Raw genomic sequence first — 24957 nt, forward strand, 5'->3', positions numbered from 1 at the left:
CTACCTTTCCCTACCGAGACCATGGAACCATAGTTTCTAATCCACGTTAAACTAACATTACAGCGGCCACAACAGCCGCCCGGACGAGGAGGAGCGGATGGACCTTGGATTGGCAGGCGCCCGGGTGGTGGTGACTGGAGGCGCATCCAACATCGGGCGCGGCATCGTTCACGTGTTTGCCGCGGAGGGCTCCCGAATCGTGATCAGCGATATCGACAAACCGCAGGCGGAGCGCGTGCGGGGTGAGGCACAGGCGCGTGGCGCGGCCGACGTCGAACTCGCGATCGATGATCTGACCGCTCCCGGCGGCGCCGAGTCCGCGATCGGTACCGCAGTGGACAACTGGGGCGGCATCGATGTCCTGGTGAACAACGCCGGGTGGAGCGTGCCCGGCTTCATCGCGACCGACACCGATCGTGACAAGTGGCAGCGCACCATCGAAATCAACCTCTTCAGCGCTGTCGCCGCCACCCAGGCGGCGATCGGTCCGATGAAAGAGGCCGGCGGCGGTGCGATCGCGTTTATCGCCAGCGACGCAGCGTTCGGGCAGATCCGTCAAGGCATCTACGGTGCGTCGAAGGCCGCGGTGGTGGCCCTGGCCCGGACCGTCGCGCGCGAGCACGGCCGCCACGGGATCAGGTCCAACATCATCTGCCCCGGCCTGGTGATCCCGGAGGGTCCGGAGGCGGTCGGTGAATCCAGCCTCTGGGCTGTCGGCCAGGACAACGTGTTCAACCCCGACCAGATCGACTACATGATCAAGGGCACCCCGTTGCGCCGCCTGACCACCGCCGAGGACGTCGGCCGGGCCGCGGCGTGGTTCTGCTCACCGACAGCGGCTCGGCAGGTGACCGGGCAGCTCATCTCGGTCAGCGGCGGCTACACGATTCCGTAGCCGGTCCCGGCCCGATCGCGTGGTCCAGCTGCTCATTCGGCGCCGGGACTGCCGAAATACTCCTGGCCGGGCGGCGGGCGATACCCCTGCGCCGAGTTCCGCAGCTGCCAGATCTGGGCGGGGCACAAGATGTCGACGGCGTACGAGACGAGATAATTCGCAGCGAACTCGTCGTTGGGCGTCACATCGTTTTTCACATCACCCATGATCTGGGGGTAGCCCTCGCCGCCGGTGACCTTGCCGCAGATGCCGTAGCCGTAGCCGATCGCGTCGTTGTTGGGAAAGTTGTAGTGCCGCCGCACCGCCACGTTGTACATGTACTCAACCTCGGGCGCGGGTTTGGCCTGCGCCCGCGGCGCCACCGCCCCTGAGACCCCACCGACCGCAACGGCGCTGACGATTATGGCGGCTACTGACACTCGACGCTTCATCGCTAACGTCCTTTGCAGTCATTCCGGCGGATGAGCCGCTCCCCCGGTCTACTTCCAAGGAGATCAACAAAGTCCCAGCGGATTGTCAAGACCCGGCGGATGTGCGAATCCCGGTCTCTGCTTAACGCCCGTTTACCGCACGTCGTGCCACGGGTCCACCCGCCCGGCATGTGACAGTCGGGAACGATGGCGCTGTAAGTGGTTGCATCGCAACCGGTTCGCAGAGTCATCGTGCTCTCACCGACCGACGAAGTTGGAATCGCGGCCTTCTTTGAACGCGGCGATGCCTTCCAGCAGGTCTTCGCTGGTCAGGGTCTGCTCCTCGAGTTCGAAAGCCAGCTCGACGACTTCGTCGGCCCGAAGCGAAGTCACATGGTTCAGCGCACGTTTCGTGCCCTGGACGGCCAGCGGCGCCAGAGCCGCGATGCGCTTGGCGATCTCACGGGCACACGGCAGCACGTCGTCGGGCTCGTCGACGATGTCGGTCACCATGCCCAGCTGATAGGCGGTGGCCGCGTCGAGTGAATCCCCGGTGAGCAGGTGACGCCGTGCACGCAGCATGCCGGCCGCCTGCGGCCACACCAGACAACCGCCGTCGCCGGCGACCAGACCCACCTTCACATGAGTATCGGCGAGTTTCGCGGCCCTTGCCGCAACCACGACGTCGCACATCAGCGCCACCGTGGCGCCCAGGCCAATCGCCGGCCCCTGCACCGCAGCGATGATCGGCTGGGGCAGGTCAAGGAACGACCGCAGCAGCCTGCCGCCGGCGTCGACGGTTTCGCGCCGCGAATCCGCGTCGTCATGGGCGGCCCGCATCAAGGCGAAGTCCCCACCGGCGGAGAACGCGCTTCCAGTGGACCCCAGCACAATCGCGCGGACGCCAGCGTCTTTGCCGAGCTCTTCGAGCGCGGCTGCCAGTTCAACCTGCAAACGATTGTCGAACCGATTCAACAATTTTGGGCGAATCAGCGATATCTCGCTCACTCCCCCGCCCAGGGAGTTTATGGATAGCGCTTCGAGGCTGGTGCTCATGAGGCCTTCCCCGGTATTATTAAGACTTGGAAGCTCATAAATCTACCCGATCGAGGGCGAGACCTGAAGTGGCATTTGTCGAAGTCGAAGATGGTGTGCGGATTCACGTGCAAGATCTCGGCGACGGCCCCGTCGTGGCGCTGATTTCGGGCTTCGGCCTCGACCACGAGCTGTGGGATCGCCAAGTGCGGGTGCTCACCGAGCGCGGACTTCGCGTCCTGTGCGTGGACCAACGCGGCCACGGATTCTCCGATAACCCACTGCGCGGCTATGACGTCGAGCACCTCGCCGCCGACCTGCTCTCGGTGCTCGGCCGGCTCGAAATTGATGGCCTGACGGTGGTTGGCCACTCCTTCGGCGGGCAAGTAGCCTTTCGCGCCGCCGCGGCGGCACCCGAGTTGGTCACCGGGCTGGTGTTAGTCGGGTCAAACGGGGTTCGCGCGAGCCGCAGCGAAGGATTTCCGTTCGGTGGGCCGCCCGGGCCGATGCTCGAGGCCATGGTCGCTGACGAGCACGCCAACCGGGTGGGGGCGCGGTATCGCACGATCGCGTCGGCGTTCGGTCACGAGCCGGATCCGAGAACGGTCGATTGGCTGGTGCGCTGCTCGCTTCGGATGCCGTCCTGGGCCGCGGTCGCGTGCTATCGGTCGCTCCTGACGACCGATCTGCTCGCCGACATCCCGCGGGTCACCCAGCCGGTGCTACAGATCATCGGTGCCATCGACCCGGTCCACTCGGCCAAGGGGGCCCGCTGGCTGCAGCAGCAACTACCCGACGCGACCCTCGTAGAAGTGCCCGATTGCGGCCATTATCCAATGCTGGAAGCACCGGATGCGTTCGAATCCGCGCTGCTCAAGTTCGTCACCGCTTAGCGGCCGGCTCCGGCTCCAGGGCGCGCAGAGATGCCAATGCCATCTCCGCCAGGAGTTCCTCGGCCTGCTTGGCACGCCGCCCACCCGGAGGGCGCAGCGCCTCGGACAGCAACAACAATTGGACACCCCGTGTGGCGGTGACGATCTCGTCGGTCGAGCGGTCGGGGTAACACCGCTTCAGGCAATCCGTCCACCGTTGGTTGATGCGGCGTTGCCGGCGGTCATGTTCCCGGCGATAGCGCTCGGCCAGTGAGCGCTGCTCGCGCAGCCAGATCGACACCAAACGCTCGTGGCTGTTGGCCAGGCCGACAAACGCGCGCACCAGTTTGTTGAGCTCGGCCATCGGGTCGTCGTCGGGCTCCCCAAGCCGCACCAGAATCGTGTCGAGAGTCTTGTCGAACAGGGCCGCCAAGATCGCATCCTTGCTCGGAAAGTGGCGGTAGATCGCCGACCCGGTGGTGCCGGCGACCTTGCCGATCTCGTCGACGCCTACACCGTCGAAACTGCGCTCGAAGAACAGCTTCTCGGCTGCGGCCAGGATCTTTTCGTCGCGCGTCACGTTAGCAGCGTCTCACAGGCCGAGGCTCTGACCGATGATTACCTTCATGATTTCGCTGGACCCGCCGTAGATCCGGCTCACCCGGCCATCGAGATAGGCGTTGCCCAACCGGGAGTTGCCCCGCAGTGCGGCCGACGGGTGCGACATCGCCAGGCAGCGGTCCACGACCCGTCCTTGCAGCTCCGTGCAATACAGCTTGGCGATCGCCGCATCGCTGCCGCTGAGCCGCCCCTCTACGTGGCGCGTTAACGCCTGGTCGATGAGCGACTGACCGGCCGCCACCTCGGCCGCGCACTGCGCCAGCGTGAACTTCACCTCCTGACCCGCGTCGCCGACGCGTCGATGATCCTCAACCGCCCAAGAAAGGGCGGCCGAGGCCGCGGCTTGCGAATTCACCGCGATCGACAAGCGTTCCTGCGCGAGGTTCGACGTCAGGTACGTGAACCCTTCGTTCTCCTGGCCAAGGCGGTTCTCGACGGGGACCCTCATGTCGGTGAACGAGATCTCCGCCAGATCCTGCGCGCCAAGGCCCAGCTTGTCCAGCTTGCGGCCCCGCGCGAAGCCGGGCGTCGAGGTGTCCACCAGCAGCAGGCTGATGCCACGCCGACCGGCCTCCGGGTCGGTCTTGACGGCCAGGATCACCAAATCGGCCGCGGCGCCGTTGGAGATGAACGTCTTCGCGCCGTCGACCACATAGTGATCCCCGCGCCGGCGGGCCCGCGTCGACATTGCCTTGAGGTCCGAACCGGCGCCCGGCTCGGAGAGCCCGAGCGCGACAACGGCATCCCCGGCAGCCATGCGGGGCAGCCAGGCGGCGCACTGTTCGGGCGAGCCGTGGTGCAGCAAGTAGGGCAGACAGATATCGGTCTGCACGCGCAAACCGCCAATGGCCAGGCCCAGCGCCTGGATCTCTTCGGTGACGACGGCACTGTGTCGGTAGTCCGAACCGGGCATGCCGCCAAACCGCTCGGGGACACCGATTCCGAGAATGCCGACGCCCGCCGCGGCGCGCCAAAACCGCCGCGACGGCTTCCCGTCGGCCAGCCAGGTTGGATACTCCGGCGCCACGTCGTCCTCGAGGAACTTGCGCACCGCGCCGCGGAACTGCTCCTGCTCCTCGGTGAAAACCGAGCGGGTCATAACGCTCCTTCGTACGGCTGAGCGTTTATAGTAAACGCTCGTTATCTCCGCGCGCGTACATTGTTCACGCCTGCGGGCAGTAGGTCGCCCCCGGCTACCGGCGATGTTGACCAGGCCAAAGCCTCGCGCTTACTATTGAGACTAACTGACTCATAATCACTGGAACTAACGCGAGCCTCCGATCCCACGGCGCGAGCGGTCGTTCTGCAAGGAGCCGAGATGGACGCGGTGGGGCTTACCGAGGAGCAACGGGAGTTCGCCCGCGCCGTCCGGGAATTCTGCCGCAAGGAATGCGGCACCCGCGAGCAGCGCGATGCGTTGACCGACCATGGCGCCGAGCAACACCATGCGGGCCTGTATCAGAAGCTGGCCGATGTTGGCTATCTCGGAGTATCGATTCCCGAGGAGTACGGCGGCAGCGGTGGCGGACTCACGGAGCAGGTCATCCTTTTCGAGCAGCTGTGGCGGGGCCTCGCCCCGGTCCACGGAGCGGGCAGCTCCCACACCGTGGCGGGCATCTACAAGAGGTTTGCCACTGAAGAGCAGAAGAAGGCCGCGCTCGGCTTGATCTGCTCGGGCAAGGTGATGCCGATCAGCATTTCCGAACCCGGCGCCGGCTCCGATGCGTCGGCGGTCAGCTGCAAGGCCGAGAAGGTCGACGGCGGCTGGCGCGTGCGGGGGCAGAAAACCTGGTGTTCCGACGCACAATTCGCGGCCGCGATCCTGGTGGTCGTTCGCACCTCGCGCGGTGTGCGGCCCCACGATGGTCTGACTCTGCTCGAGGTCCCCACCGACGCCGAAGGGCTGCACATCCGACCGATCTCGACGATGGGCGGCAGCGAGGTCAACGACCTGTTCTTTACCGATGTCTTCGTCCCCGAGTCGGCGGTGGTGGGCACCGAGGGCAACGCGTGGAAACAGATAATGGCCGGCCTGAACGGCGAGCGGCTGGTCTGCGCGGCGCAGGGCCTGGGCATGGCGCAGCGCGCCTTCGACGACCTGCTGGCCTACGTCACCGAGCGGGAGCAGTTTGGCGCGCCGATCGGGTCGTTTCAGGCGCTCCGGCACCGCATCGCCGACCTGGCCATCGAGATCGAGGCCGCACGGGCGCTCACCTATGCGACCGTGCACCACATCGAGCATGAGATCGGCGCTCCCGAGGAGTGGGTGCGCGCGACGTCGATGTCCAAGGTCAAGGTAACCGAAACCGCGAAAAAGGTTGCGTTGGAAGGCGTCCAGATGATGGGTGGCTATGGCTACAGCACCGAGTTCGAGATGCAGCGACACTTGCGACTGTCCATCGCTCCCACAATTTATGCGGGAACCAACGAGATCCAGCGCGACATCATCTCCGCCACCCTCGGCCTGCGCCCGGCCCGCTGAGAAGGATCCGGGTATGACGCTTGACACTTTGCGCACCGAAGAACCACAATTGAGACTGCTCAACTCATAATTCTTACGGGGGTGGTCCGGTCCGTGGGTCTAAAGCCCCTCCGTCACCTCCCGGTTAGGAGCCAGTAGATGACCACGGCCAAGCCCGACATTCGCGTTCTGGACGCCGACACGTACGCCAACGGTGACCCGACGACCTTCGGCTTGCCGTTGGAGCAGTACGCGTACCTGCGCGACGAGGCACCCTGCTACCTGCACGAGTTCAACGATCCGATGCTCATCGACCGGGCCTGGATCGTGAGCCGCAATGCCGACATCTGGACCGTGGACCGCAATTCCGAGCTCTACGCCGCCGATCGCGGGGGTGTGAACATGTGGAAGGTGACCCCGCTCGACCCAAAGGTGGGCGGCAAGCCGGCGATGCTCACGATGGATGGGGCCAAGCACCGCACGCAACGGGGGGTCATGAGCAAGGCGTTCACCCCTGGCATGGTCAAGAAGCTCGAGGACAAGTTCCGCGAGTACGCCGTCAACATCGTCGACGCGGCGCTGGAGAAGGGCACCTTCAACTTTGTCACCGACATCGGTCACGCGATGCCGATGGAGGCCCTCGGCGACGTGCTGGGCGTTCCCAACGGCGACCGGGAGAAGTTTTTCGCCTGGGTGGACACCTTCGCCGCACCGTTTGACACCCGCATCACTCCCTCGTTCGAATACGTCATGCAGGCCATCTTCGACCTGCTCGGCTACGCGGTGGAGTTGGGCGAGCTCAAGCGCCGCGAGCCCGGCGAGGACGTGATCACCCAGCTGGTCCAGGCCGGCGCGGAGGTCATTTCGGAGGACGAGCTGATGGGGAACGTGGCGCTGCTGGCCTCCGGCGCCGCCGAGAGCACCCGCACCTCGTTGTCGCACGGCATGCACGAGCTGATGCGCAACCCGGAGCAGATGGCGTGGCTGCGCGAGCACGCCCACGACATCCCCAACACCGCGATCCAGGAAATCGTGCGCATCGCGACGCCATTCACGCATCTGGTGCGCACCGCCACCGCGGATCACGAGCTGCACGGGCAGCAGATCAAAGAGGGCGATGTCGTGCTGATGTTGTTCGCCGCGGGCAATTTCGACGAGCGCGCGATCGACAACCCCAACGCGTTCGACCTGGCCCGCGAGAAAAATCCGCACGTCAGCTTCGGCCGCGGCCCGCATCAGTGCCTGGGCAAGCACGTCGCGGGACTGGAGATGAAGATCCTGCTCGAGGAACTGCTGCAACGCACCAAGGACATCACCCCCGCCGGCGACATCGACTACGTGCGCGACGCCTACTCGCGGGGGGTATACCAGCTGCCCGTCACCGTCACCCCTGCCTGACCCAACGGGATTGACGCGCAATGAAAGTCATCGTTGACACCGGCCGATGCGAACTTCACGGGGAATGCGTGATGGCCGCACCCGACGTGTTCGCGATCGAAGATGACCAAGACGGTGTGACCCTGCTGAACGACCAACCCGATGAGCGGCTGCGTTCGGCGGTGGAGGAAGCCGCAATGATGTGTCCGGTCAGCGCGATTCGCATTGAGGACTGAACTATGACCACCGCCGAAGAAACCACCGTAAGCAAGGACGAAGGCGGGCCCGGCGCTCCCGTCGTCGAGGTGCGCAACCCGGCCGACGGGTCGCTGGTCGGGGTGGTCGCGAACATGCCGGCCGACCAGGTGTCGCAAATCGCCTCCGAACTGCGGTCGGCCCAGCCAGCCTGGGAGGCACTGGGTCCGGAGGGCCGTGCGGTTTATCTGCGGCGGTGGCTGGACTGGATCGTCGACAACCAGGACCGCATCCTGGGCCTGGTGCATCGTGAGGCCGGCAAGTCCTGGGGGGATGCGCAGATCGAGCTGCTGGTGTGCATGGAAGTCATCAACTACTACACCAAACACGGCGCAGAGTTCCTGGCCGACGAGACCCGCCGCCCGCACGGGCCGGCGTCGGCGGCCAAGAACCTCAAAATCCGTTACCGCCCTTACGGACTGGTCGGCGTTATCACCCCGTGGAACTACCCGCTGGGAATGCCGATGCTCGACGTGCCACAGGCGTTGATGGCCGGTGCGGCTGTGCTCACCAAGCCGTCCGAGGAAACGCCGCTGGGTTGGGCCGAAGTCGTGCGTGGCTGGAACGAGGAAATCGGCGCTCCACCCGTACTGGGTTGCGTGACGGGCCGGGGTGGCACGGGTAGGGCAGTCGTGGACGTCGTCGACATGGTGCAGTTCACCGGCTCCACTAAGACCGGCCGTCAGATCGGCATCCACTGCGCGGAACGGCTGATCCCGGTCAGCCTCGAACTGGGCGGCAAAGACGCGATGATCGTGCTGTCCGATGCGCCGCTGCAGCGGACCGTCCGCGGGGCCATCTGGGGCGGGCTGTTCAACTCGGGCCAGTCGTGCGTCGCCGTGGAGCGGATCTACGTCGAGGATTCGGTCTACGACGAGTTCACGTCGCGCCTCGTCGACGAGGTCAACAAGCTCCGCCAGGGACACGATGAACCCGGCAGCTTTTCCACCGACATCGGTGCGCTGGCGAACGAAGCCCAGATGGCGATCGTCGAGCGCCACGTCAGCGATGCGGTGGCGCGCGGCGCGCGCATCCTGACCGGCGGAAAGCGGGCGAAGCGTGGCCTGTTCTACCCGCCAACCGTGCTGGTGGACGTCGACCACACGATGGCGTGCATGCGCGAGGAAACATTCGGGCCGCTGCTTCCGATCATGAAGGTCTCGAGCGAGGACGAAGCCGTCGCGCTCGCCAACGACAGCGCCTACGGTCTGGGTGCCAGCGTCTGGACGACGAGCAAGGAGCGCGGCGAGCGCGTCGGCAGGAGGATCGAGGCCGGCGGGGTCAACATCAACAACGCGATGATGCACGTGTTCCAGTTCCCGCTGCCGATGGGCGGCTGGAAGGAATCCGGCCTCGGCCATCGCATGGGCGGGCCCGACGGCATCCGAAAGTACTGTCGCGCACAGGCGGTGGTCAGCGAGAAGCTCAACCTGCCCTCCGAGACACACTGGTACCCGTACTCTCCGCGTAAGGCCCGGATCTCCAGCGCGGTGCTTCGACTGCTCGAAATGCACGACTGGCGGCGTCGGCTGGGCCTGGGCCCCAAGGCTCGCTAAGCCATATGGTGGATTCCCGGGGCCCGCTGGACGGGCTCAAGGTCATTGAACTCGCCGGTATCGGTCCGGGGCCGTATGCGGCCATGCTGCTCGCCGACCTGGGCGCCGACGTCGTTCGCGTCGAGCGCCCCGGGCCTCCCGCCAGCGGAGTGCCCCCGGAGCAAGATGTGTTGCGCCGCAACCGCCGATCGATCGTGGTGGATCTGCGCGATCCAGACGGCCTGCGCACCGTGTTGTCGATGGTGGCGAAGGCCGACGTGCTGCTCGAGGGCTTCCGGCCTGGTGTGACGGAACGCCTCGGGTTGGGCCCCGCCGACTGCTGGAACGTCAACCCGCGACTGGTCTACGGACGAATGACCGGCTGGGGCCAGTCGGGTCCGTTGGCGTCGACCGCCGGGCACGACATCGGATACATCGCCCTGACCGGGGCGCTGGCATCGATTGGGCGGACCGGGCAGGCACCCGTGCCGCCGGTGAATCTCTTGGGCGATTTTGGCGGTGGCTCAACCTTTCTCGTGATCGGCGTGCTTGCCGCGGTGTGGGAGGCCTGCCGATCGGGTCATGGCCAAGTCGTCGATGCGGCGATCGTGGACGGCGCCAGCTCGCTCACCGCGCTGCTGCACGGACTCATGGCGGCCCGGCAATGGGTCGATCGGCGAGGGTCCAATTTTCTCGACGGCGGGGTGCCGTGGTACGACACCTACGCGACCGCCGACGGCCAATGGATGGCCGTCGGGGCCCTCGAGCCGAAGTTCTACGCCGAATTCACCCGGTTGCTAGGGCTTTCCGACGACGTCGCCGCGCTGCGCGATGAGCCGTCGGAGTGGCCGCGACTGCGCGACGCGATATCCGATGCGTTTGCGGCACGGACCCGCGCCGATTGGGCGGCGGTGTTCGAGGGAACCGATGCCTGCGTGGCGCCGGTGCTGTCACTGACCGAGGCGGCCACCCATCCGCACCTGGCCGCCCGCGACACGTTCATCGACGTCGGCGGCGTCACTCAGCCGGCGCCCGCGCCCCGCTTCAGCAGAACCATCCCGCGGCGCCCGACTCCGCCGCCCCCGGTGGGGGCCGACACAGCGGATGTGTTGCGCGACTGGGCGATTGACGACGGCGTGGCCGCGACCGATTCCAGTTCTCAGTAAGACCGCGGTAGCCCGAGGGAATGCTCGGCCACGAAGTTCAGGATCATCTCCTTTGAGACGGGTCCCATGTTGAGCATGCGCAGCAGCCAAAAGTAGGGCGCGAGCTGGTACTCGTAGGTGACGCCGTTGCCGCCGTGAACGGAAACGGCCGCGTCCAGCGCCTCCAGTCCGGCCGCGGCCCCAAGATATTTCGCCATGTTGGCCAACTCCCCCACCTCGGATCCGCGATCGTAGAGTTCGCAGGCGCGGTTCGCCACCAGCTGGGCGGCTTGCAGATGGATGTGCGCGGCGGCCAACGGATGCGCGACCGCCTGGTGCGCGCCGATCGGCTGATCCCATACCCGCCTCTGGTTGGCGTAGGCAACCGCTTTCCGCAGGGCGTAGTGTCCGACGCCGGTGCAGATCGAACTGGTCAGGATTCGCTCGGCGTTGAGTCCGGTGAACGCCACCGCCAGCCCTTTGTGCTCCGGACCGACCACATTCGCGACGGGCACCTCCACATTGTCGAAGAAGACCTGATGGCTCTTGTCCGGCTGGTTCATCACCGTCCGGATCGGCGTCCACGACAGGCCGGGCGTATCGGCCTTCACCATGAAGACAGACAAACGCCCGCGCCCGCTGTGTTCGTCGATGCCGGTGCGCGCCACGACCATCACCCACTGTGCCGCCTCCATGCCGGTGATGAAGACCTTCTGGCCATTGATGACGTAGCGCTCGCCGTCCCGCCGGGCCGACGTGGAAATCCGGTGGGCGTTCGCCCCCGCATCGGGCTCGGTGATCGCGAACGACAGCCGCGTTTGCCCGGCGGCCACGCCGGGCAGCCAACGGGCCTTCTGCTCCTCGCTGGCGCTGCGACACAGAATGGTTCCGGTGACTCCCGCCGAGAACAGCATGGCCTGCAGCGGACAACCCGAGAGGGCGGTTTCCTGCACCACCATCGCCAGCTCGGCCAGCCCCAGTCCCCCACCACCGTATTTTTCGGGCAGGTGCACACCGAGATACCCCTTGGCGCCCAGCGCATCCCAAAGCTCCGCGCAATTGCCGCCGCTGTCGACCTGCTGCTGGTAGTAGTCGGGACCGAACGAGCTGGCGATTCCGCTCACGGCATCGCGAATCGCCCGCTCCTCCTGGCCGGTCGTGCACACGGTGTCGGTGCTCATCGAGGTCGCCTAGGCGGTCAGCTCTGCCGTCTGCGACGCCGCCGTCACCTCGTGATAGTCGTTCGGGTTGAAGTCATGAATCCGTTCCCAGTAGTCGATGTACTTCCACGGGCCGGTCACAACGATGCGCCCGGCGCCGTTGCGGTAATAGGTCGTCATTCCCTTGTGCGACCAGATACAGCGCGCCAATGCTTCATCGAGCTCTTCGTTGTAGCGTTCGAAAACGCCGCGATCCACCTCCAGGGCTGCGGTCTCGTGGACGAGCAGATCGCGGATCGCCTGCATGATGTAGCGCACCTGAAACTCGGTGGGGTGGATGGCGCTTCCGCCGTGACCGGCATTGGTATTCGGGCCGTTGACGATGAAGAAGTTCGGAAAGTCCGGAACCGTCACCCCGAGGTATGCCCGGGCGTCGTCGACGCCCCACTGTTCACGCAGCGTCCTGCCCGATTTTCCGACGATATCCATTGGCCAGAGGAACTGCAGAACCTTGAACCCGGTGGCCAACACGATCACGTCGGAGGGCACCGTCACCCCCGAGCACGTCACGACGTTCTGGCCGGTCACGTGATCTACCGCCTCGGTGAATAGCGTGACATCGTCACGGCACATCGTCTTGTACCAGTGATTGTCGATCAGCGGACGCTTACCGTAGGGCGGATAGTCCGGCAGGCAGGCGTCCAGCAGATCGGTCCGATCGCCGAGCTGCTCCGTGATGTACTTGGTGAGAAAGATCCGGTGGCGATCGTTGGCCTCGTTGACGGCGCGCTCCGGATGGGGCCAGTTCGGATCAATCTGCAGCGCGGAGTGCAGCCGGTCGCTGAAGTTCCAGAAACACCGCAGCCGATACCACTGAACGTAGAAGGGAACTTCTTTCATCAAGAATCGAACCGATTCCTTGACCGCGCGATGGTAGTTCGGATGCGGCAACGCCCATTGCTTCGATCGTTGAAAAACGTTGACATGACTGGTCGTATCAACGATGGCCGGCACCACTTGCATTGCGCTGGCACCAGTCCCGATCACGGCGACGCGTTTGTCGGTCAGGTCGACCGAGTTGTCCCACGCCGCGGTGTGCATGACCGGGCCGGGGAATTCGTCCAGCCCAGGAATGGGCGGAATCGACGGCCTGTTCACCATTCCCACGGCGCTTACCAAGACGTTGGCAGAGAGCGACTCCACGTCGCCGTTCGCGCCCCTGATATCGATCTGCCATGTCGCGGTGGCGGTTTGGTACCGCGCCCGCACCACCTCGGTGCCGAATCGAATGTGCCGCTTGACATCGAATTCGGACGCGACCCGCTGAATGTAGTCCTCGACCTCGTTACGCCTGGCGAAGTACCTCGTGATGTCCGGGTTTGGCGCGAACGAGAAGGTATAGAGATGACCGGGCGTGTCCACGCCACAACCCGGATAGACATTCTCCAGCCAGGTGCCGCCCATGTCGGGGTCTTTTTCCAGCACGACGAAGCTGATGCCGGCGGCGGCGAGCTTGATTGCCATGCAGAGCCCCGACAAGCCCGCGCCAATGATGGCGACCCGAAAGTCCTTGGGGATCGACTCGGCGGGAACCTCTACGTCGCGCGAGATGAAACCCATTTCCTCCGAAAGCAGTTCGCCGTACTCGACAGGTACCTCTTCCACCATCGCGCAGCTGAGCATGCGCGTGACCTCGTCCGGAGATGGGGTGACCGGTTGGAGTTTTCCTTCATAGAACGCAACGACCGCGTCTTGCGCCGACGCCCGCACCTCAGCCTGGAGTTCCGGCGAGAGTCCTCCGGAATCGTTGTCGTCCAATGGCTTTCCGCGTGCGGGCCGGTACGGTGGGTGGGTCCATTTGGTGTTGCCGGTGAGATGCTGCAAGACGAGTAGCAACGTGGGGATGTTGGCATCCTCGAGCGCCACCTGAAGGCTCTCAATCCAGTTGGGGATCCTCGTCCAGGGCGCCGACGCGGCAGTGGTCATAAACGTTCGGCCTCCGACCTTCGACTAGCGACACTCCGCGCCCCCGCCGGACGACGAACCTTCCCGGCATCGCGTCGCCAATTTCTTTTTGAACTGACGCGTCTCAATATACGGCAGGTGCCGCGGCGGGCGCAATATCTCGCCAGATCTGGGTGCGCGAGGGGTCGTTCGCCAAATCATGCCGTTTTGACTGGTTAGGCCGCCTTAAGCAGCCCGATTAACATGGCCGACGTAGCGCACATCCGAGAACGATCGTACACACGCGGCGTTCGCCGCGGTCAAGAGGCTGACTAGCGGCCCGAGTTGCGGCGACGTCGCTGCGGCGCACCAGACTTGCGCTGCCCGCTTTCGGGCGCCACGTATCCCAGCCGCAGCAGCCGGATGGCATCTTCTGCGATGTGCTCGGCCGTGATCTTTTCCTTGGGCCGGTACCACCGCGATACCCAGAGAATCATGCCGAGGATCAGTCGGGTGGTGATGACCTCATCACCCTTTTCGATGTAGCCGGCCTCCATATTGGCCGCGACCACCGAGACCCACAGCTTTTCAAATTGCCGACTCCACTTGTGCCAACGCTGGACGACATCGTTGGGCAGGTCACCGCCGTCAAAGAACACGGGCATGTAACTGCGCATCTGCACCGCCGCTTCGCACTGCAGCCGGACCATCTCCTTCAGTCGCTCGGCGGGATCGGCAATGTCGCGGATCGCCGCCTCGACGCGCTCGGTGATCTCGCGTGTACTGCGCTCGAAAAGTATGCCGAGGAGGTCCTGCTTGGTCGGGACGGTGCGGTACAGCGTGGCACGCGAGATCGACAACTTTTCCGCGGTGTCGACGATCGAAACGGCCTCGTAGCCACCCTGATGGAATAGCTCCGCGACCGCGTCGGCGACCGCGTCCCGGTCGATGGTCAGGCGCGGCCGGCCACGAGGGCGGCCGTTGGTCCTACCGTTCTCATTTTTCGGCACTGGGCTCCCTTACCTCCGCGCCCAGTTTAGAGGCTATATGTCGCACAATGGGGGGAGACATCGCGCTGACCGATCAGGCGAACAGGAACATGGCGGTTAACAGCCCAAACAACGCCAGGCAATAACCCTCGAAAAGGCCGCGCAACACGAGCGGGGCCATTCTCAGCTCCATGAAGTACAGGCCCACCAGGCGGACCTTGAAGATCGCGACGGCGAAGATCACCAGGCTGGCCGGCGTATGGTGTCCCCCGCCGAATCCGTGGTCGGTGCCCAGCGCCCACGAGACAACGGTCAGCGCGCACAACAGGAACCAGATCAGCGAGGCGTTGGTCCGTACCACCGAGCTCATGTTCACCTCACCAGGAAGATCAAGGGGAAGATTACGATCCACAGCAGATCGACCATGTGCCAAAAGCATGCGCCACCCTCAAAGAAGGCGATATGCGTTTTGGTCGGTTCCGGTTTGCTCGCCAAGGTCGACAGGACTGTCAGGACGATCAGGCCAATGACCACGTGCGCCAGATGCAGCCCAGTCAGCACGAAGTAGTACATGAAGAACTCGTTGGTGCTCGGGGTGATTCCGGCCGCGACCTTTTCGTGGTACTCGTAAGCCTTGATCACCACGAAACATGCGCCCACCAGCGCGCCGCCCAGGGTCAAACGCCTGGCGAGGTAACGCAGTTCGGGGCGCCGTAAAGCCCGTGTCGCAAACACCACCAGAATCGAGCTCGTGAGCAACACGAGCGTGTTGGTCGCGCCTAGCGCTCGATTGAGCGCCCCCTGCGACTCGGCGAAGAGCTCCGGGCGGGCACCCCGCTGATGCAAGTACACCGTGAACAGGACGGTGAAAACCAGCATGTCGCCGAATAGCAACACCCAAATGCCCGGCTCACCGGGCACATGGCGCTCGGGAGCGCGTGATGCGCTGAGGGCGGCATCGTCGGCGGCGCGCGCCGATCCGATAACGTCCGTCATCCACCACCCTTTGCCGTACGTCGCATCTTTGAGATAATTCGTCTCAATAGTAAGCCCGCGTGTCTGGTCCGTCAACGAAGATCACCCTGGTAAACGATCGATCACGCTGGAATTGATTTCGTGACATCCGATCTCGTAGCGTGAGCCTCGAACGTCGACACCTTCCCGCGGGGTGCGACCGTACTCAGAAAGGGCCGGTTTGAAGTGGATTACGTGCTGCTCGAGGCCAGCGACGGCGTCGCCCTGATCACCATCAACGATCCCGACCGGCGCAACGCGGTCACCGACGAGATCTCCGCTGGGTTGCGCCGCGCGGTCGACGATGCGCAAAACGAACCGAACGTTCACGCCGTGGTCGTCACCGGTGCCGGCAAGGCATTCTGCGCCGGTGCAGACCTCAGCGCGCTCGGCACGGCGGCCGAGGACGGGCTGCGCCGCCTCTATGACGGATTTCTCGCCGTCGCCGACTGCGCGCTGCCCACGGTCGCCGCCGTCAACGGACCGGCCGTGGGCGCGGGGCTCAATCTGGCGCTGGCGTGCGATGTGCGGATCGCCGGACCGGCGGCGGTGTTCGATGCGCGCTTTCAAAAGCTCGGCATCCACCCCGGCGGCGGCATGACGTGGATGCTGCAGCGCGCCGTCGGACCGCAGGTGGCACGGGCGGCGTTGTTGTTCGGGATGCCCTTGGACGCTGACGCCGCCGTCAGCCACGGCCTCGCGCTCGAGGTCACCGACGATCCGGTGGCGGCTGCCCTGGCGCTGGCTGCCGGTCCGGCATCGGCACCGCGAGAGGTGGTGATCGCCACGAAGGCCACCATGCGTGCCACCAGCAGCCCGGGGCGTTTCGACACCGAATTGCATGCGGTCGCCGTTCGCGCCGAGTTGGGGCCGCAGGCCGCATCGATCCAGGCCCCGGCGTTCGCGGAGCGGCTCGCCCTGGCGCGCCGCAAGTGATTGCTCGCGACGCGCCCATCGGTACGTCTACCTCAAGGCCCGGGCGAGCAGCTCATCGACGTCGGCTCGCAGCCGGATGAGCTCGTCGCCGCCCGTGGGCGCGGTTTTGGTTGCGACAAGTGGGTCGGAATCCATTGTGTCGACGGCTTTGGAGAGATAGATCGGGTTGACGATCGCCCAGGTGGCGAACACGGCCAGCGGGAGGTACCAGGCGATGATGCCGTTCCACGCGAGCGGACCGTTGTGAAAAAAGACGTTGAACGTGCCGGGGGTGAACATCAGCGCGACCCAGAGGTTGTAATAGCCCAACCAGCGCGGGAAGAGTGGGCGCTCGCGCCGGTCGGTAAGTATGGCGATGCCGAAGCAGGTTACCTGCAGCACCGCCGTGGACGTCAGTCCGACGAACGGTATCCATGCCATGTCGTTGAGCAGTTGGATGAGTTCGGGTGCCCTGTCAGCGCGGAAAGTCGCTGTCTGCCAGAAGAACAGCAGGTAGATGAATTCGAGGGTGAAGAGAGTGCCCAGCCCGAACTCGATCATGGCCAGTGCCGGAAATCGTCCCTCGATGCGGCGCATGTGAATTGCCATCGACACCGCAAACGGCACCAACAGGGACGCCGAGAACATGCATACGATCATCCCCCACCGAATTCTGTCCCGGTGAGCGATGACGAATTGCGCTGTTTCCATGGCGTTTTGGCCCGGAGACCGGGTCGGAATAAACCCGGCGATCAAGATGAAGCCGATCGCCATGGTGACCAGACACAGCGTGCCACTCCACGCGCAGAACTTATGAACGGTTCGATTCATCCCAACCTCCACATCAGGAATCACGCGTTGGCCCGCGCAAAGGTGTCCACCATCGAGCGGAATGCGTCCTCGCTCGACGCTTGATCAATCGGGGGCACATACGGTGTGTGCAAGACGACGTGCGGAAGCACTCCGTCGTAGGCGGCGAGCTGCTCGGCGGCTTCGTCCGGGGTGCCCGCGATCGCGAAGGCGCGCAGCAGCTCATCCGATGCCGCGGTGGCCAGCGCCGCGGGCCCATCGGTGAGGAGCCGTCGCAGCACGTGGTCGCGATCCTCCTGCAGCCCCATGAATTCGATCACCGTGGAGCTCACCGGGTAAGCCACGTAGTTGCCGACATTGATGCGAGCGCGCCGTCTCGCCTCGTCTCGGTCGTGCGACACGCTGCAGATCACCAACGCGGTCACCTCGACGTCCGACGGGTCCCGGCCGGCCTTCGCCGCGCCAGCGGCCACGTTCGGAAGAACGTGCTGTTCGATGAACGTCGGCGTTGGCAGGAAGCCGAGCACACCGTCGGCGACCTCGCCGGCCAGCCGAAGCATCCCCCCCTTCAATCCGGCCAGATAGATGGGTATCTCCGGTCGCACCAGGTTGCGGGTGCCCCACGGGTTGATCGGCGGGCTGGACGCGCGATAAATCTTGCCCCGGAACTCGAACGGTTCGTCGGTCTCGAAGTGCCTCCAGATCTGACGTATGACGTGGATGTATTCGCGCATGCGGGTGAGCGGGCGGTCGATGTCGGTGCCGTTGAAGCACTCCATCCAGCCCGCTCCGCCGGTGCTGAGACCCAGGAGGGTTCGCCCGCCAGAGAGCTCGTCGACATCTGCGGCCGCATTGGCCATCTCGTAGGGAGTGCGGGGTGCGGCGGTGGCGATCCCGGTGCCCAGCTGAATCCGCGATGTAGCCCGTGCGTTCAACGCGTGGGTAATGAACGGATTTCGGTAGAACTCGTAGTCCCACACCGAATCGAAACCCGCATCTTCGGCGAGCGCGGCGAACTCGGCGTAACGCTCGTAGGGCTGGTTGAGCATCGGCAGCGACACTCCGATGCGACTCTTCGCGGGTAGCGTCAAGGTTGCGCTCCTCGGATCGACATCATTGTACGACCTGTGCGAACGATCGTTCGCACAGGTCACCATATCCGATTAGTTTGCAATTTGCACCTAGCGCACCGGCTAACGCAACGGTTTCAGCCCGGCGTCAACCAACCCCGTTGATGTCGTTGCATCTCTCGGGCCCGCTGGCGGGGAATTTCAGACAGCGTGTCACCATCGCGTTGCGGTCCCGACTCCCGCGGGTCCCGCACTGCTACGGGCAATCTTGATTCACCAGACAGCGCAGGTGACGCGCCATCTATTACTTGCCCTGACGCGCGCTAATTCGATCCGTAATACGGCGGCGGGTACTGGCCCCTCAGGAGCCAGGCAAAGGCCGCGATACCGTATTCCACCTCGTCACTCGCGTCGTAGTCAGGGTATTGATCCATGCGACGACCTTCCGTCCAGCACCGATAACGCGTCAAACCAACCCCTGCAGTCTATGACGTCGACCGCCTCCGGCGAAAGGTCGTTCGCGTGAGCGGACGGCATCTTGCGACATCTTGCCGCGCGCCCCCGCGGGTGGTTCACTGTTCGATAATTAAATGTTGAATAAATTCGGTGGGGACATGCAAACGAGGGTGATGTGAAAGCTCTGTCGATGCGGCTACGGGTTGTTTGCGCTGCCGTGCTCGCCGTCGTGCTGTGGGACACGACCGCAACGGTTGGTTGCACGGCCATCGCCAGGGCGGCTGGGAGTGTCGAGTCCCTAATGGTGCCATCGGCGGCGATGGGGCGCGACATCCCGGTTTCGTTCATGGGCGGCGGCCCACACGCGGTTTACCTGCTCGATGCGTTCAACGCCGCGCCCGGCGTCAGCAACTGGGTAACGGCGGGCAACGCGATGAATACGCTTGCAGGTAAAGGCATCTCGGTGGTTGCGCCCGCCGACGGCGCGTACAGCATGTACACGGACTGGGAGCAGGACCGCGGTAAGCAGTGGGATACGTTCTTGTCGAGCGAACTTCCGGACTGGCTGGCTTCCAACAAAGGACTCTCGCCCGGTGGGCACGGCGTCGTCGGCGCCGCGCAAGGCGGTTACGCCGCGGTGGCACTGGCTACCTTTCATCCCGACCGGTTTCGCTACGCGGGATCGCTGTCCGGTGTGCTGACTCCGGAAAGGACGGGGGTCAACGGTGCTGTCACGGCGGTCCTGAAGGACGGTGGGGCAGACCCCGTCAACATGTGGGGGGCTCCCCAGTTCGGCCGGTGGCAATGGCATTCCCCGAATGTGCACGTGGTGCGGCTGGTGGACCAGAATACCCGGCTGTGGGTGTACAGCCCGGCGGCCGGGAGCCCGAGCGATGGCGGCGCGGTGGGTGGCTTCGCGGATATCTGGCAGAGCACGTGCAGGGATTTCTATGCGAGCTACCGCGGGGGCGGCGGCCACAACGGCCACTTCGATTTGGGAGCCGGCGGCGGCAATGACTGGGGGACGTGGAGCCAGCAACTGGGCGCGATGTCGGGTGACTTGGCCTCGAACATCAGGTAGCGAAGCGGTCCTCGTCACGTCGAGCGATCGGCGTCAGCAGGACACCTTTATCGCAAACGGCTGCGTCGTGGGCTCGGGCGACTTCGTGCTGTAACCGAATGCGGTACCGGCAATCTGGTAGGTGTTCTCGGTCAAAGCGATGGTGGCGTCGCGGCCTCGCAGGCCACGGTTGTAGTCACCGGTGAAGCCGTTGAGATTCCGGATCCGGACGAATTCGACGGCGAGTTTTCCGTTGTTCGACACCATCAAGGTCGCACCCGAAGCGTCGTTGCCGGTCGTGATCGTCGTCAGGTACTCCTCTGGTGGCGCACACTGCGCCGTCCTGATCATGGGGAGGTCTTTGCCGTCGAGGGTGAACAGGGCCGCGCCGGGAGGCAACGTCCCAGATTCTCGCTTCGCGTACACGTCACCTGACGAGCAGGCGGTGCCGGCGCCGAGCATCAGCGCGGCTGCGGTGATGAAGGCGACCCTGTGCTTCACGGCGGATCCTCCTCTTCGCGCACCGTGCCTGAAGTGTATCGGCACCGGGGCAGGTGCGCGCAAGCTTTTTAGGACGCTTAGATTCAGAATTTTTTGGGCGGTCGCGGCGACGCGGTGACGGGCCGTCCCGAGCAAGCCCGTCCATGGCGGAATTCGATTCGAATGAGCGTTAAAAGGGGGTTTCAACTCGTAGACCTGTCGGACCGACTGTGAAAAGATCACGGTATGACAGTGAGCGAGGTCGCCCGGCGCGCAGCGGCGCTGCCGACGCTGGCCCTGCTCGGTGCCGGCGTTGCGCTGTGCACCGTCATCGCGGCGCCGGCAGCCACCGCGGACAACAATCGGCTCAACAACGGTGTCGCCCAGAGTGTCTATGTCATCAAGCGCCAAGCCGGCTGCACGACCGACTTGAAGCCCAACGGGGCGCTGGAGCTGGCGGCACAACGTCACGCTGACGACGTGCTCAACAATCAAGCCCTCGACGGAGACATCGGCTCGGACGGGTCGACGGTCCAAGACCGAGCTCGAGGGGCGGGCTACAACGGCACGGCAGCCGAGACGGTGGCCATCCTGGCGTCGATGGCGATCAACGGCATTGACATCCTGGGCAACTGGTATTACCGCCCTGACTACTTTGCGATTATGTCCAACTGCGCCAACACCCAAATCGGCGTACGAACATCGTCGAATCAGCGCGACCGCACCGTGACGGTGGCGGTTTACGGCCAGCCGGCCTGAGGTTTCCGGCATCCGTAGGGCGAAGCCGGTTGAAACCGAACGATTTCCGCGGAGATGGGCACGGCGTTTTTGGTACTGCCGCTTCTCCGACCGAGAAGCACGGTTTGCCGGGTCGGAGATACCGGAGTGAGAAATGTGGCTGGAGCTGCGTTCTGGTGCTTGTTCACGTTTCTCACAGTCGTTAAAAAATCCACTCTGGGCTACGCTAACCTGATGATCCGGATGTTCGGCGCATGTTCGGTTTTCGTAGCGATTTGTCCCGTCGGGCTCTACTATGCGGGCTCCGCGGCCGCGGCGCCGCCGAGCGAAACGGGGCATTGCTCGTTTGTCCTCGATGGGCCGAAAGTGGTGAACACGTCGGGGGTGAACAACGTGACGGCAACCGTGCACACGGGATCGTGCACGCTGCATGCCCACACCGAATCGACCGTGTGCCTGACCGTCGACGGAGACGATTCGGCCGGACAGTGCGGGACGGGATACGACCTGCTACCGGCGGTCGTCTACTACCCCTACCGCGCGGGTGCGACGTACATCGTCAAAGGTCATGGATGCGCCGACGTCCTGGAGGGCACCCAGAGTCCGGCCGCGCCCACGACGATCTGCCAGGACATCGCGCCCACGCGGGTCAGGCTATAGGGCGCTTTGCGCGGTGTCCTCGGTCGAGAGATCGACCTATACCGGATCGAATCCAGAAATCAGCCAACGCCCGGCAACCTTGTCCAGCGTCACCCGCACGCTGGACGTGGTATCGCTGGGCGGATTCTTGTCTACGGTGGCGGTCTGGTTGACGAAGAGCAGAGTCACCGCGTGGTTGGGAGTCGCCGAAACCGACGCCGCGGCTGGCACGGTGGCCGTCGTGGAGATGTGCTCCTTCTTTGCCCCGGGGATCACCACGTCATTGATCAGCTGCGAGTAGGACTCCTTGAACGTGCCGGTCAACCGGCTCTTCGCGGCGTCCAGATCCTTCTCCACGGTGTCGGCCTTATATGACAGCAAGGCGATCGTGGAATCCTTTGCGGCCGCCACCGATTCAATGCGCGCAAGCTGCGCCTGACGCGCCGAAGACTCCTGCCACTTCAGAAAACCCGCGGCCGCCGCGAGGACCAACGCCAAGCCCGGCAACACCCCGTAGACCAGCACCCGAGACCAGCTGATCCGGACCCTGGCCTTAACCGGCTCGCCCTCTTCGGCCTCGGCGTCGGCGTCGTCAGAGCCGGCGGCCTCGACCTCGGCGCTGTCCTCGGCACTCGCCGGATCGGTGGCGTCCGAGAGCTCTTTCGCCTCTGCCGCGCTTGGTTTTTCATCTTGCTGATCGACCAGGTCATCGGCTTCAAGGGCTTTTTCGCTCGGGGCCTGCGCCCGTGGCCGTCGGGGGCGACGTTTGGCCTTGGCCGGCGTCGGTCCTGTGGAGTCAGATGCTTGACTCTCGGCCGCCGCGGCCTTTGCGGTGTCTTGCTCGCTTGCAGCATCGATTGGCGCCACGGCAGCTGGTTCCCCTTCTGGTTTGGCGGATTTCGCGTTGGTGTCGCGGGAATGGGGCTTCGTCATGGCACAAAAGCAACGTTGGAGATTTTGACATCGCTGCCGGACTTCTCAACCGAAATGCGCATCCGCCACTCGCGAGGCGGCTGGTCTGCCGCACCGAGATTGGAGGTCTTGATGGACACAGCGACCAGCACCTGAGCCTTGTCACCCGAGTCGGATTCCAGGCCCGCTTCGGTGATCGTTCCCACCGACTTCGACTGCGCCTTCTTGATCACGTCGATGAAGGGTTGTTTGCGCTTGGAGAACTGGTCATAGAACTGGCCCGTCGCCGAATCCAGGACGCGCTGAACATCGCCATCCGCGTGCTGCCAGTCGATCGTCGTCAGGTTAAGCGCGCACTGCCGCCCGACCTGCAGAAAAAGCTGCCGCTGCGCTTGGGCCTGATGCGATTGATACGCCCGGAAACCGAGCCATCCGACGGTCGCCGCCAACGCGGCGACTACGGCTACCCCGACAATCCCCGCCAGGCGGACATGCGACATCGACCGCTCGGCCGGCGCCACATCCTCGGAGGCGTCGCCCGTTTCGTCTACGGCCGCAGCGTCGTAGTCCTCGGCGTCGTCGGCTGGATCGGACTCGCCGGATGCCGTCGACTCGCTGTCCACCGGGGACGCGGGTGTTTCCGCCGCTGCCTTGCTCAATTCCCCGTCGGGGGTGTCAGCATTTGCTGCCATGTTCGCTCCTTGCCGGCACCCCCAGCCAGCGTGGGCTGCTTGTACCTTTGCCCGTCCGGACCAACATACTCCCCGGTGGCCGGATCAAATTCCGCCGCCGCGATCGGTGACGGCGGTGGCGCCGCTGGCGGCGCCTGCCCCGGTGAAGCCGGTGGCCCCCCAGGAAATCCCGCGGGAATCGGCTCACCCGGATCGAACTGCGGCACACCCTGTCCGGTCAGCGTCGCGTTGGGGTCACCCTTCCAATTGAAACCATCGTTAAGCGGAACATACGGTTCATCACTTTCGCACTGCTTGACCGTCGGAGCCCGCTTACCCGGACGCGTCTCACACGGGTAATTCCGCGCACCCCGCACCGCATTGAACGTGGAATCCTGCGGAATCCGGCAATACACCAGACCCGGCGGACGCGGCGGGGTGTCCTCAAACACCGCCGAACGCTGCTGCTGGGCCGGGAAAAACCCCGTGGTACAGGGCGGCGGCCAGTTCAGGTTCAGGTTGAAGCTCAGGCCAAGACCCTTGTAGGGCCCCTTGAGATCCTTATCCGGCAACTGAATCGCCTGTGAATCGGCCACAATCTGTGGCACCTCCACCAGCAGCCCCTCGAGATCATCGCGATAGGTCAGCGCAACATCCCCGACGGGCACGAGGTTGGCGATCGCATCCGGCAGCGTCGGATCCAGTCGATCGGACACCTCACGCAATGAGTCAAAAACGGGGCCGATCCCGCGAAGCGTGCCGGAGACATCTGAGTTGTTTTGTTCGACGGTCCGCAGCTGCCTCGTGACGCTTGCGAGATGGGACGCCCAGCCCTGAATCGCATCCCCCGAATCGATTTGGCTATCTAAAATCGGCTTCGGCTCGTCGATCAATGTGGTGATCGCATCCAGGTTCTGGCGCGCCCCGCTGGCCAGCTTGGCACCGCCACCGATCATCCGGGACAGCTCCGGGCCGAGCCCACCCACGGCCAGATACGACTCGTCGACCACAGTCTTGAGGTCAGCGCGCGGGATCGCGTTCAACCCCCGACTGACCGCCGCCAACAACGAATTGATGTTCGGCGGGATAGAAGTGCGATCCACCGGGATCACGTCACCGTTCTTCAGCAACGGCCCCTTGCTGCTGCGCGGCACCAAATCCACATACTGCTCACCGATCGCCGACGCGCTGTGCACGTGCGCGATCAGATCCGCCGGGATGTCGACGCCCGACTGCAGCGACAACACCGCCTCCACACCGGAATTCGTCAGGTGCACCTTCGAAACCTTGCCGACCTCCACACCCCGATACGTCACGTTGCCGGCCCGGTACAACTCCCCCGCCCGATCCAACTCCACCTTCACCGTGTAGCGGCCAATCCCCAAATACACCGCCGGCAACTGCGCGTAATACAACCCAACTATCCCCGCAGAGACCATGGAGATCACCGCGAACACCGCCAGCGTGATAATGGTCCGTCGATGTAGTCGCAT

At 64.5% G+C, this 24957-nt stretch carries 26 protein-coding genes and 1 pseudogene; 11 read left to right on the forward strand and 16 right to left on the reverse strand.

What is annotated here, in order from left to right; all coding sequences use genetic code 11:
- The first annotated feature begins 97 nt into the window (after nt 1-97).
- Nucleotides 98-895 (forward strand): SDR family NAD(P)-dependent oxidoreductase, encoded by a 798-nt coding sequence (locus A5712_RS05430; protein ID WP_068102246.1) that lies wholly within the window; start codon nt 98-100, stop codon nt 893-895.
- A gap of 32 nt (nt 896-927) precedes the next feature.
- Here the strand turns inward: A5712_RS05430 and A5712_RS05435 are convergent, their stop codons facing one another.
- Both A5712_RS05435 and A5712_RS05440 read right to left on the reverse strand, forming a co-directional pair.
- Nucleotides 928-1344 carry a DUF732 domain-containing protein gene (locus A5712_RS05435; protein WP_369830362.1) on the reverse strand — a complete coding sequence of 139 codons (417 nt, stop codon included), beginning with the start codon at nt 1342-1344 and terminating at the stop codon, nt 928-930.
- Nucleotides 1345-1563: 219 nt separating this feature from the next.
- Nucleotides 1564-2361: an enoyl-CoA hydratase/isomerase family protein gene (locus tag A5712_RS05440; protein WP_068102251.1), complete on the reverse strand. Its 798-nt coding sequence runs from the start codon at nt 2359-2361 to the stop codon at nt 1564-1566.
- 68 nt (nt 2362-2429) lie between these two features.
- Between A5712_RS05440 and A5712_RS05445 the strand changes: the two genes are divergently transcribed.
- Nucleotides 2430-3233, forward strand: coding sequence for an alpha/beta fold hydrolase (locus A5712_RS05445; RefSeq protein WP_068102253.1), 804 nt, complete (start codon nt 2430-2432; stop codon nt 3231-3233).
- On the opposite strand, the gene A5712_RS05450 is transcribed toward A5712_RS05445, so the two are convergent.
- Together A5712_RS05450 and A5712_RS05455 are read right to left on the reverse strand one after the other, a co-directional pair.
- Nucleotides 3223-3792: a TetR/AcrR family transcriptional regulator gene (locus A5712_RS05450; protein ID WP_068102255.1), complete on the reverse strand. Its 570-nt coding sequence runs from the start codon at nt 3790-3792 to the stop codon at nt 3223-3225. The genes A5712_RS05445 and A5712_RS05450 overlap by 11 nt on opposite strands.
- Nucleotides 3793-3804: 12 nt before the next feature.
- Nucleotides 3805-4932 carry an acyl-CoA dehydrogenase family protein gene (locus A5712_RS05455; protein ID WP_068102257.1) on the reverse strand — a complete coding sequence of 376 codons (1128 nt, stop codon included), beginning with the start codon at nt 4930-4932 and terminating at the stop codon, nt 3805-3807.
- A gap of 219 nt (nt 4933-5151) precedes the next feature.
- Between A5712_RS05455 and A5712_RS05460 the strand changes: the two genes are divergently transcribed.
- The 5 genes from A5712_RS05460 to A5712_RS05480 all read left to right on the forward strand — a co-directional run bounded on the left by A5712_RS05460 (nt 5152) and on the right by A5712_RS05480 (nt 10627).
- A complete protein-coding gene (locus A5712_RS05460) occupies nt 5152-6315 on the forward strand; it encodes an acyl-CoA dehydrogenase family protein (RefSeq protein WP_068102259.1) in 1164 nt (387 codons plus the stop codon).
- A gap of 138 nt (nt 6316-6453) precedes the next feature.
- On the forward strand, nt 6454-7692 hold the full coding sequence (locus A5712_RS05465) for a cytochrome P450 (protein ID WP_068102261.1): 1239 nt from the start codon (nt 6454-6456) through the stop codon (nt 7690-7692).
- A 20-nt stretch (nt 7693-7712) separates the two neighbouring features.
- Nucleotides 7713-7907 carry a ferredoxin gene (locus A5712_RS05470; RefSeq protein WP_068102264.1) on the forward strand — a complete coding sequence of 65 codons (195 nt, stop codon included), beginning with the start codon at nt 7713-7715 and terminating at the stop codon, nt 7905-7907.
- Between the two features lie 3 nt (nt 7908-7910).
- Nucleotides 7911-9482, forward strand: coding sequence for an aldehyde dehydrogenase family protein (locus A5712_RS05475; protein WP_068102266.1), 1572 nt, complete (start codon nt 7911-7913; stop codon nt 9480-9482).
- 5 nt (nt 9483-9487) lie between these two features.
- A complete protein-coding gene (locus A5712_RS05480) occupies nt 9488-10627 on the forward strand; it encodes a CaiB/BaiF CoA-transferase family protein (protein WP_068102268.1) in 1140 nt (379 codons plus the stop codon).
- Here A5712_RS05480 and A5712_RS05485 read toward each other — a convergent pair.
- The 5 genes from A5712_RS05485 to A5712_RS05505 form a co-directional block, all read right to left on the reverse strand.
- Nucleotides 10621-11787, reverse strand: coding sequence for an acyl-CoA dehydrogenase family protein (locus A5712_RS05485; protein WP_068102270.1), 1167 nt, complete (start codon nt 11785-11787; stop codon nt 10621-10623). The genes A5712_RS05480 and A5712_RS05485 overlap by 7 nt on opposite strands.
- A gap of 9 nt (nt 11788-11796) precedes the next feature.
- Nucleotides 11797-13752: an NAD(P)/FAD-dependent oxidoreductase gene (locus tag A5712_RS05490; RefSeq protein ID WP_068102272.1), complete on the reverse strand. Its 1956-nt coding sequence runs from the start codon at nt 13750-13752 to the stop codon at nt 11797-11799.
- A gap of 290 nt (nt 13753-14042) precedes the next feature.
- The gene (locus tag A5712_RS05495; protein ID WP_082973286.1) at nt 14043-14720 is read right to left on the reverse strand and encodes a TetR/AcrR family transcriptional regulator; all 678 of its coding nucleotides are present in this window, start codon (nt 14718-14720) and stop codon (nt 14043-14045) included.
- 73 nt (nt 14721-14793) lie between these two features.
- The gene (locus tag A5712_RS05500; RefSeq protein WP_082973287.1) at nt 14794-15069 is read right to left on the reverse strand and encodes a cytochrome C oxidase subunit IV family protein; all 276 of its coding nucleotides are present in this window, start codon (nt 15067-15069) and stop codon (nt 14794-14796) included.
- A gap of 2 nt (nt 15070-15071) precedes the next feature.
- Nucleotides 15072-15695, reverse strand: coding sequence for a cytochrome c oxidase subunit 3 family protein (locus A5712_RS05505; protein WP_068102276.1), 624 nt, complete (start codon nt 15693-15695; stop codon nt 15072-15074).
- 204 nt (nt 15696-15899) lie between these two features.
- Between A5712_RS05505 and A5712_RS05510 the strand changes: the two genes are divergently transcribed.
- Entirely contained in the window at nt 15900-16649 is a 750-nt protein-coding gene (locus A5712_RS05510; RefSeq protein ID WP_068102278.1) for an enoyl-CoA hydratase, read from the forward strand.
- 27 nt (nt 16650-16676) lie between these two features.
- Here A5712_RS05510 and A5712_RS05515 read toward each other — a convergent pair whose 3' ends face one another.
- The 3 genes and pseudogenes from A5712_RS05515 to A5712_RS31775 form a co-directional block, all read right to left on the reverse strand.
- Nucleotides 16677-17402, reverse strand: coding sequence for a hypothetical protein (locus A5712_RS05515; protein WP_068102281.1), 726 nt, complete (start codon nt 17400-17402; stop codon nt 16677-16679).
- A 77-nt stretch (nt 17403-17479) separates the two neighbouring features.
- Nucleotides 17480-18529, reverse strand: a complete 1050-nt coding sequence (locus A5712_RS05520; protein ID WP_197519300.1) for an LLM class flavin-dependent oxidoreductase — start codon at nt 18527-18529, stop codon at nt 17480-17482.
- 302 nt (nt 18530-18831) lie between these two features.
- Nucleotides 18832-18942: pseudogene (locus tag A5712_RS31775) on the reverse strand (CAP domain-containing protein); the annotation flags it as partial.
- Nucleotides 18943-19139: 197 nt separating this feature from the next.
- Here A5712_RS31775 and A5712_RS05525 point away from each other — a divergent pair.
- A complete protein-coding gene (locus tag A5712_RS05525; protein ID WP_231981988.1) occupies nt 19140-20045 on the forward strand; it encodes an alpha/beta hydrolase-fold protein in 906 nt (301 codons plus the stop codon).
- Nucleotides 20046-20078: 33 nt separating this feature from the next.
- Here A5712_RS05525 and A5712_RS05530 read toward each other — a convergent pair whose 3' ends face one another.
- The gene (locus A5712_RS05530) at nt 20079-20525 is read right to left on the reverse strand and encodes a lipoprotein LpqH (protein ID WP_068102287.1); all 447 of its coding nucleotides are present in this window, start codon (nt 20523-20525) and stop codon (nt 20079-20081) included.
- Between the two features lie 225 nt (nt 20526-20750).
- Between A5712_RS05530 and A5712_RS05535 the strand changes: the two genes are divergently transcribed.
- Together A5712_RS05535 and A5712_RS05540 are read left to right on the forward strand one after the other, a co-directional pair.
- Entirely contained in the window at nt 20751-21263 is a 513-nt protein-coding gene (locus A5712_RS05535; protein ID WP_068102289.1) for a CAP domain-containing protein, read from the forward strand.
- A 213-nt stretch (nt 21264-21476) separates the two neighbouring features.
- Nucleotides 21477-21902, forward strand: coding sequence for a hypothetical protein (locus tag A5712_RS05540; protein ID WP_068102292.1), 426 nt, complete (start codon nt 21477-21479; stop codon nt 21900-21902).
- 36 nt (nt 21903-21938) lie between these two features.
- On the opposite strand, the gene A5712_RS05545 is transcribed toward A5712_RS05540, so the two are convergent.
- The 3 genes from A5712_RS05545 to A5712_RS05555 are packed head-to-tail and all read right to left on the reverse strand — an operon-like array spanning nt 21939 to nt 24957.
- Entirely contained in the window at nt 21939-22814 is an 876-nt protein-coding gene (locus A5712_RS05545) for a hypothetical protein (RefSeq protein WP_369830361.1), read from the reverse strand.
- Nucleotides 22811-23485 (reverse strand): hypothetical protein, encoded by a 675-nt coding sequence (locus A5712_RS05550; protein WP_068102295.1) that lies wholly within the window; start codon nt 23483-23485, stop codon nt 22811-22813. The genes A5712_RS05545 and A5712_RS05550 overlap by 4 nt, the downstream gene beginning before the upstream one ends.
- Nucleotides 23449-24957: an MCE family protein gene (locus tag A5712_RS05555; protein ID WP_068102297.1), complete on the reverse strand. Its 1509-nt coding sequence runs from the start codon at nt 24955-24957 to the stop codon at nt 23449-23451. Before A5712_RS05555 ends, A5712_RS05550 begins: the two co-directional genes overlap by 37 nt.

Origin of the sequence: Mycobacterium sp. E2327 (assembly GCF_001672675.1) — a bacterium.
Lineage (GTDB): Bacteria > Actinomycetota > Actinomycetes > Mycobacteriales > Mycobacteriaceae > Mycobacterium.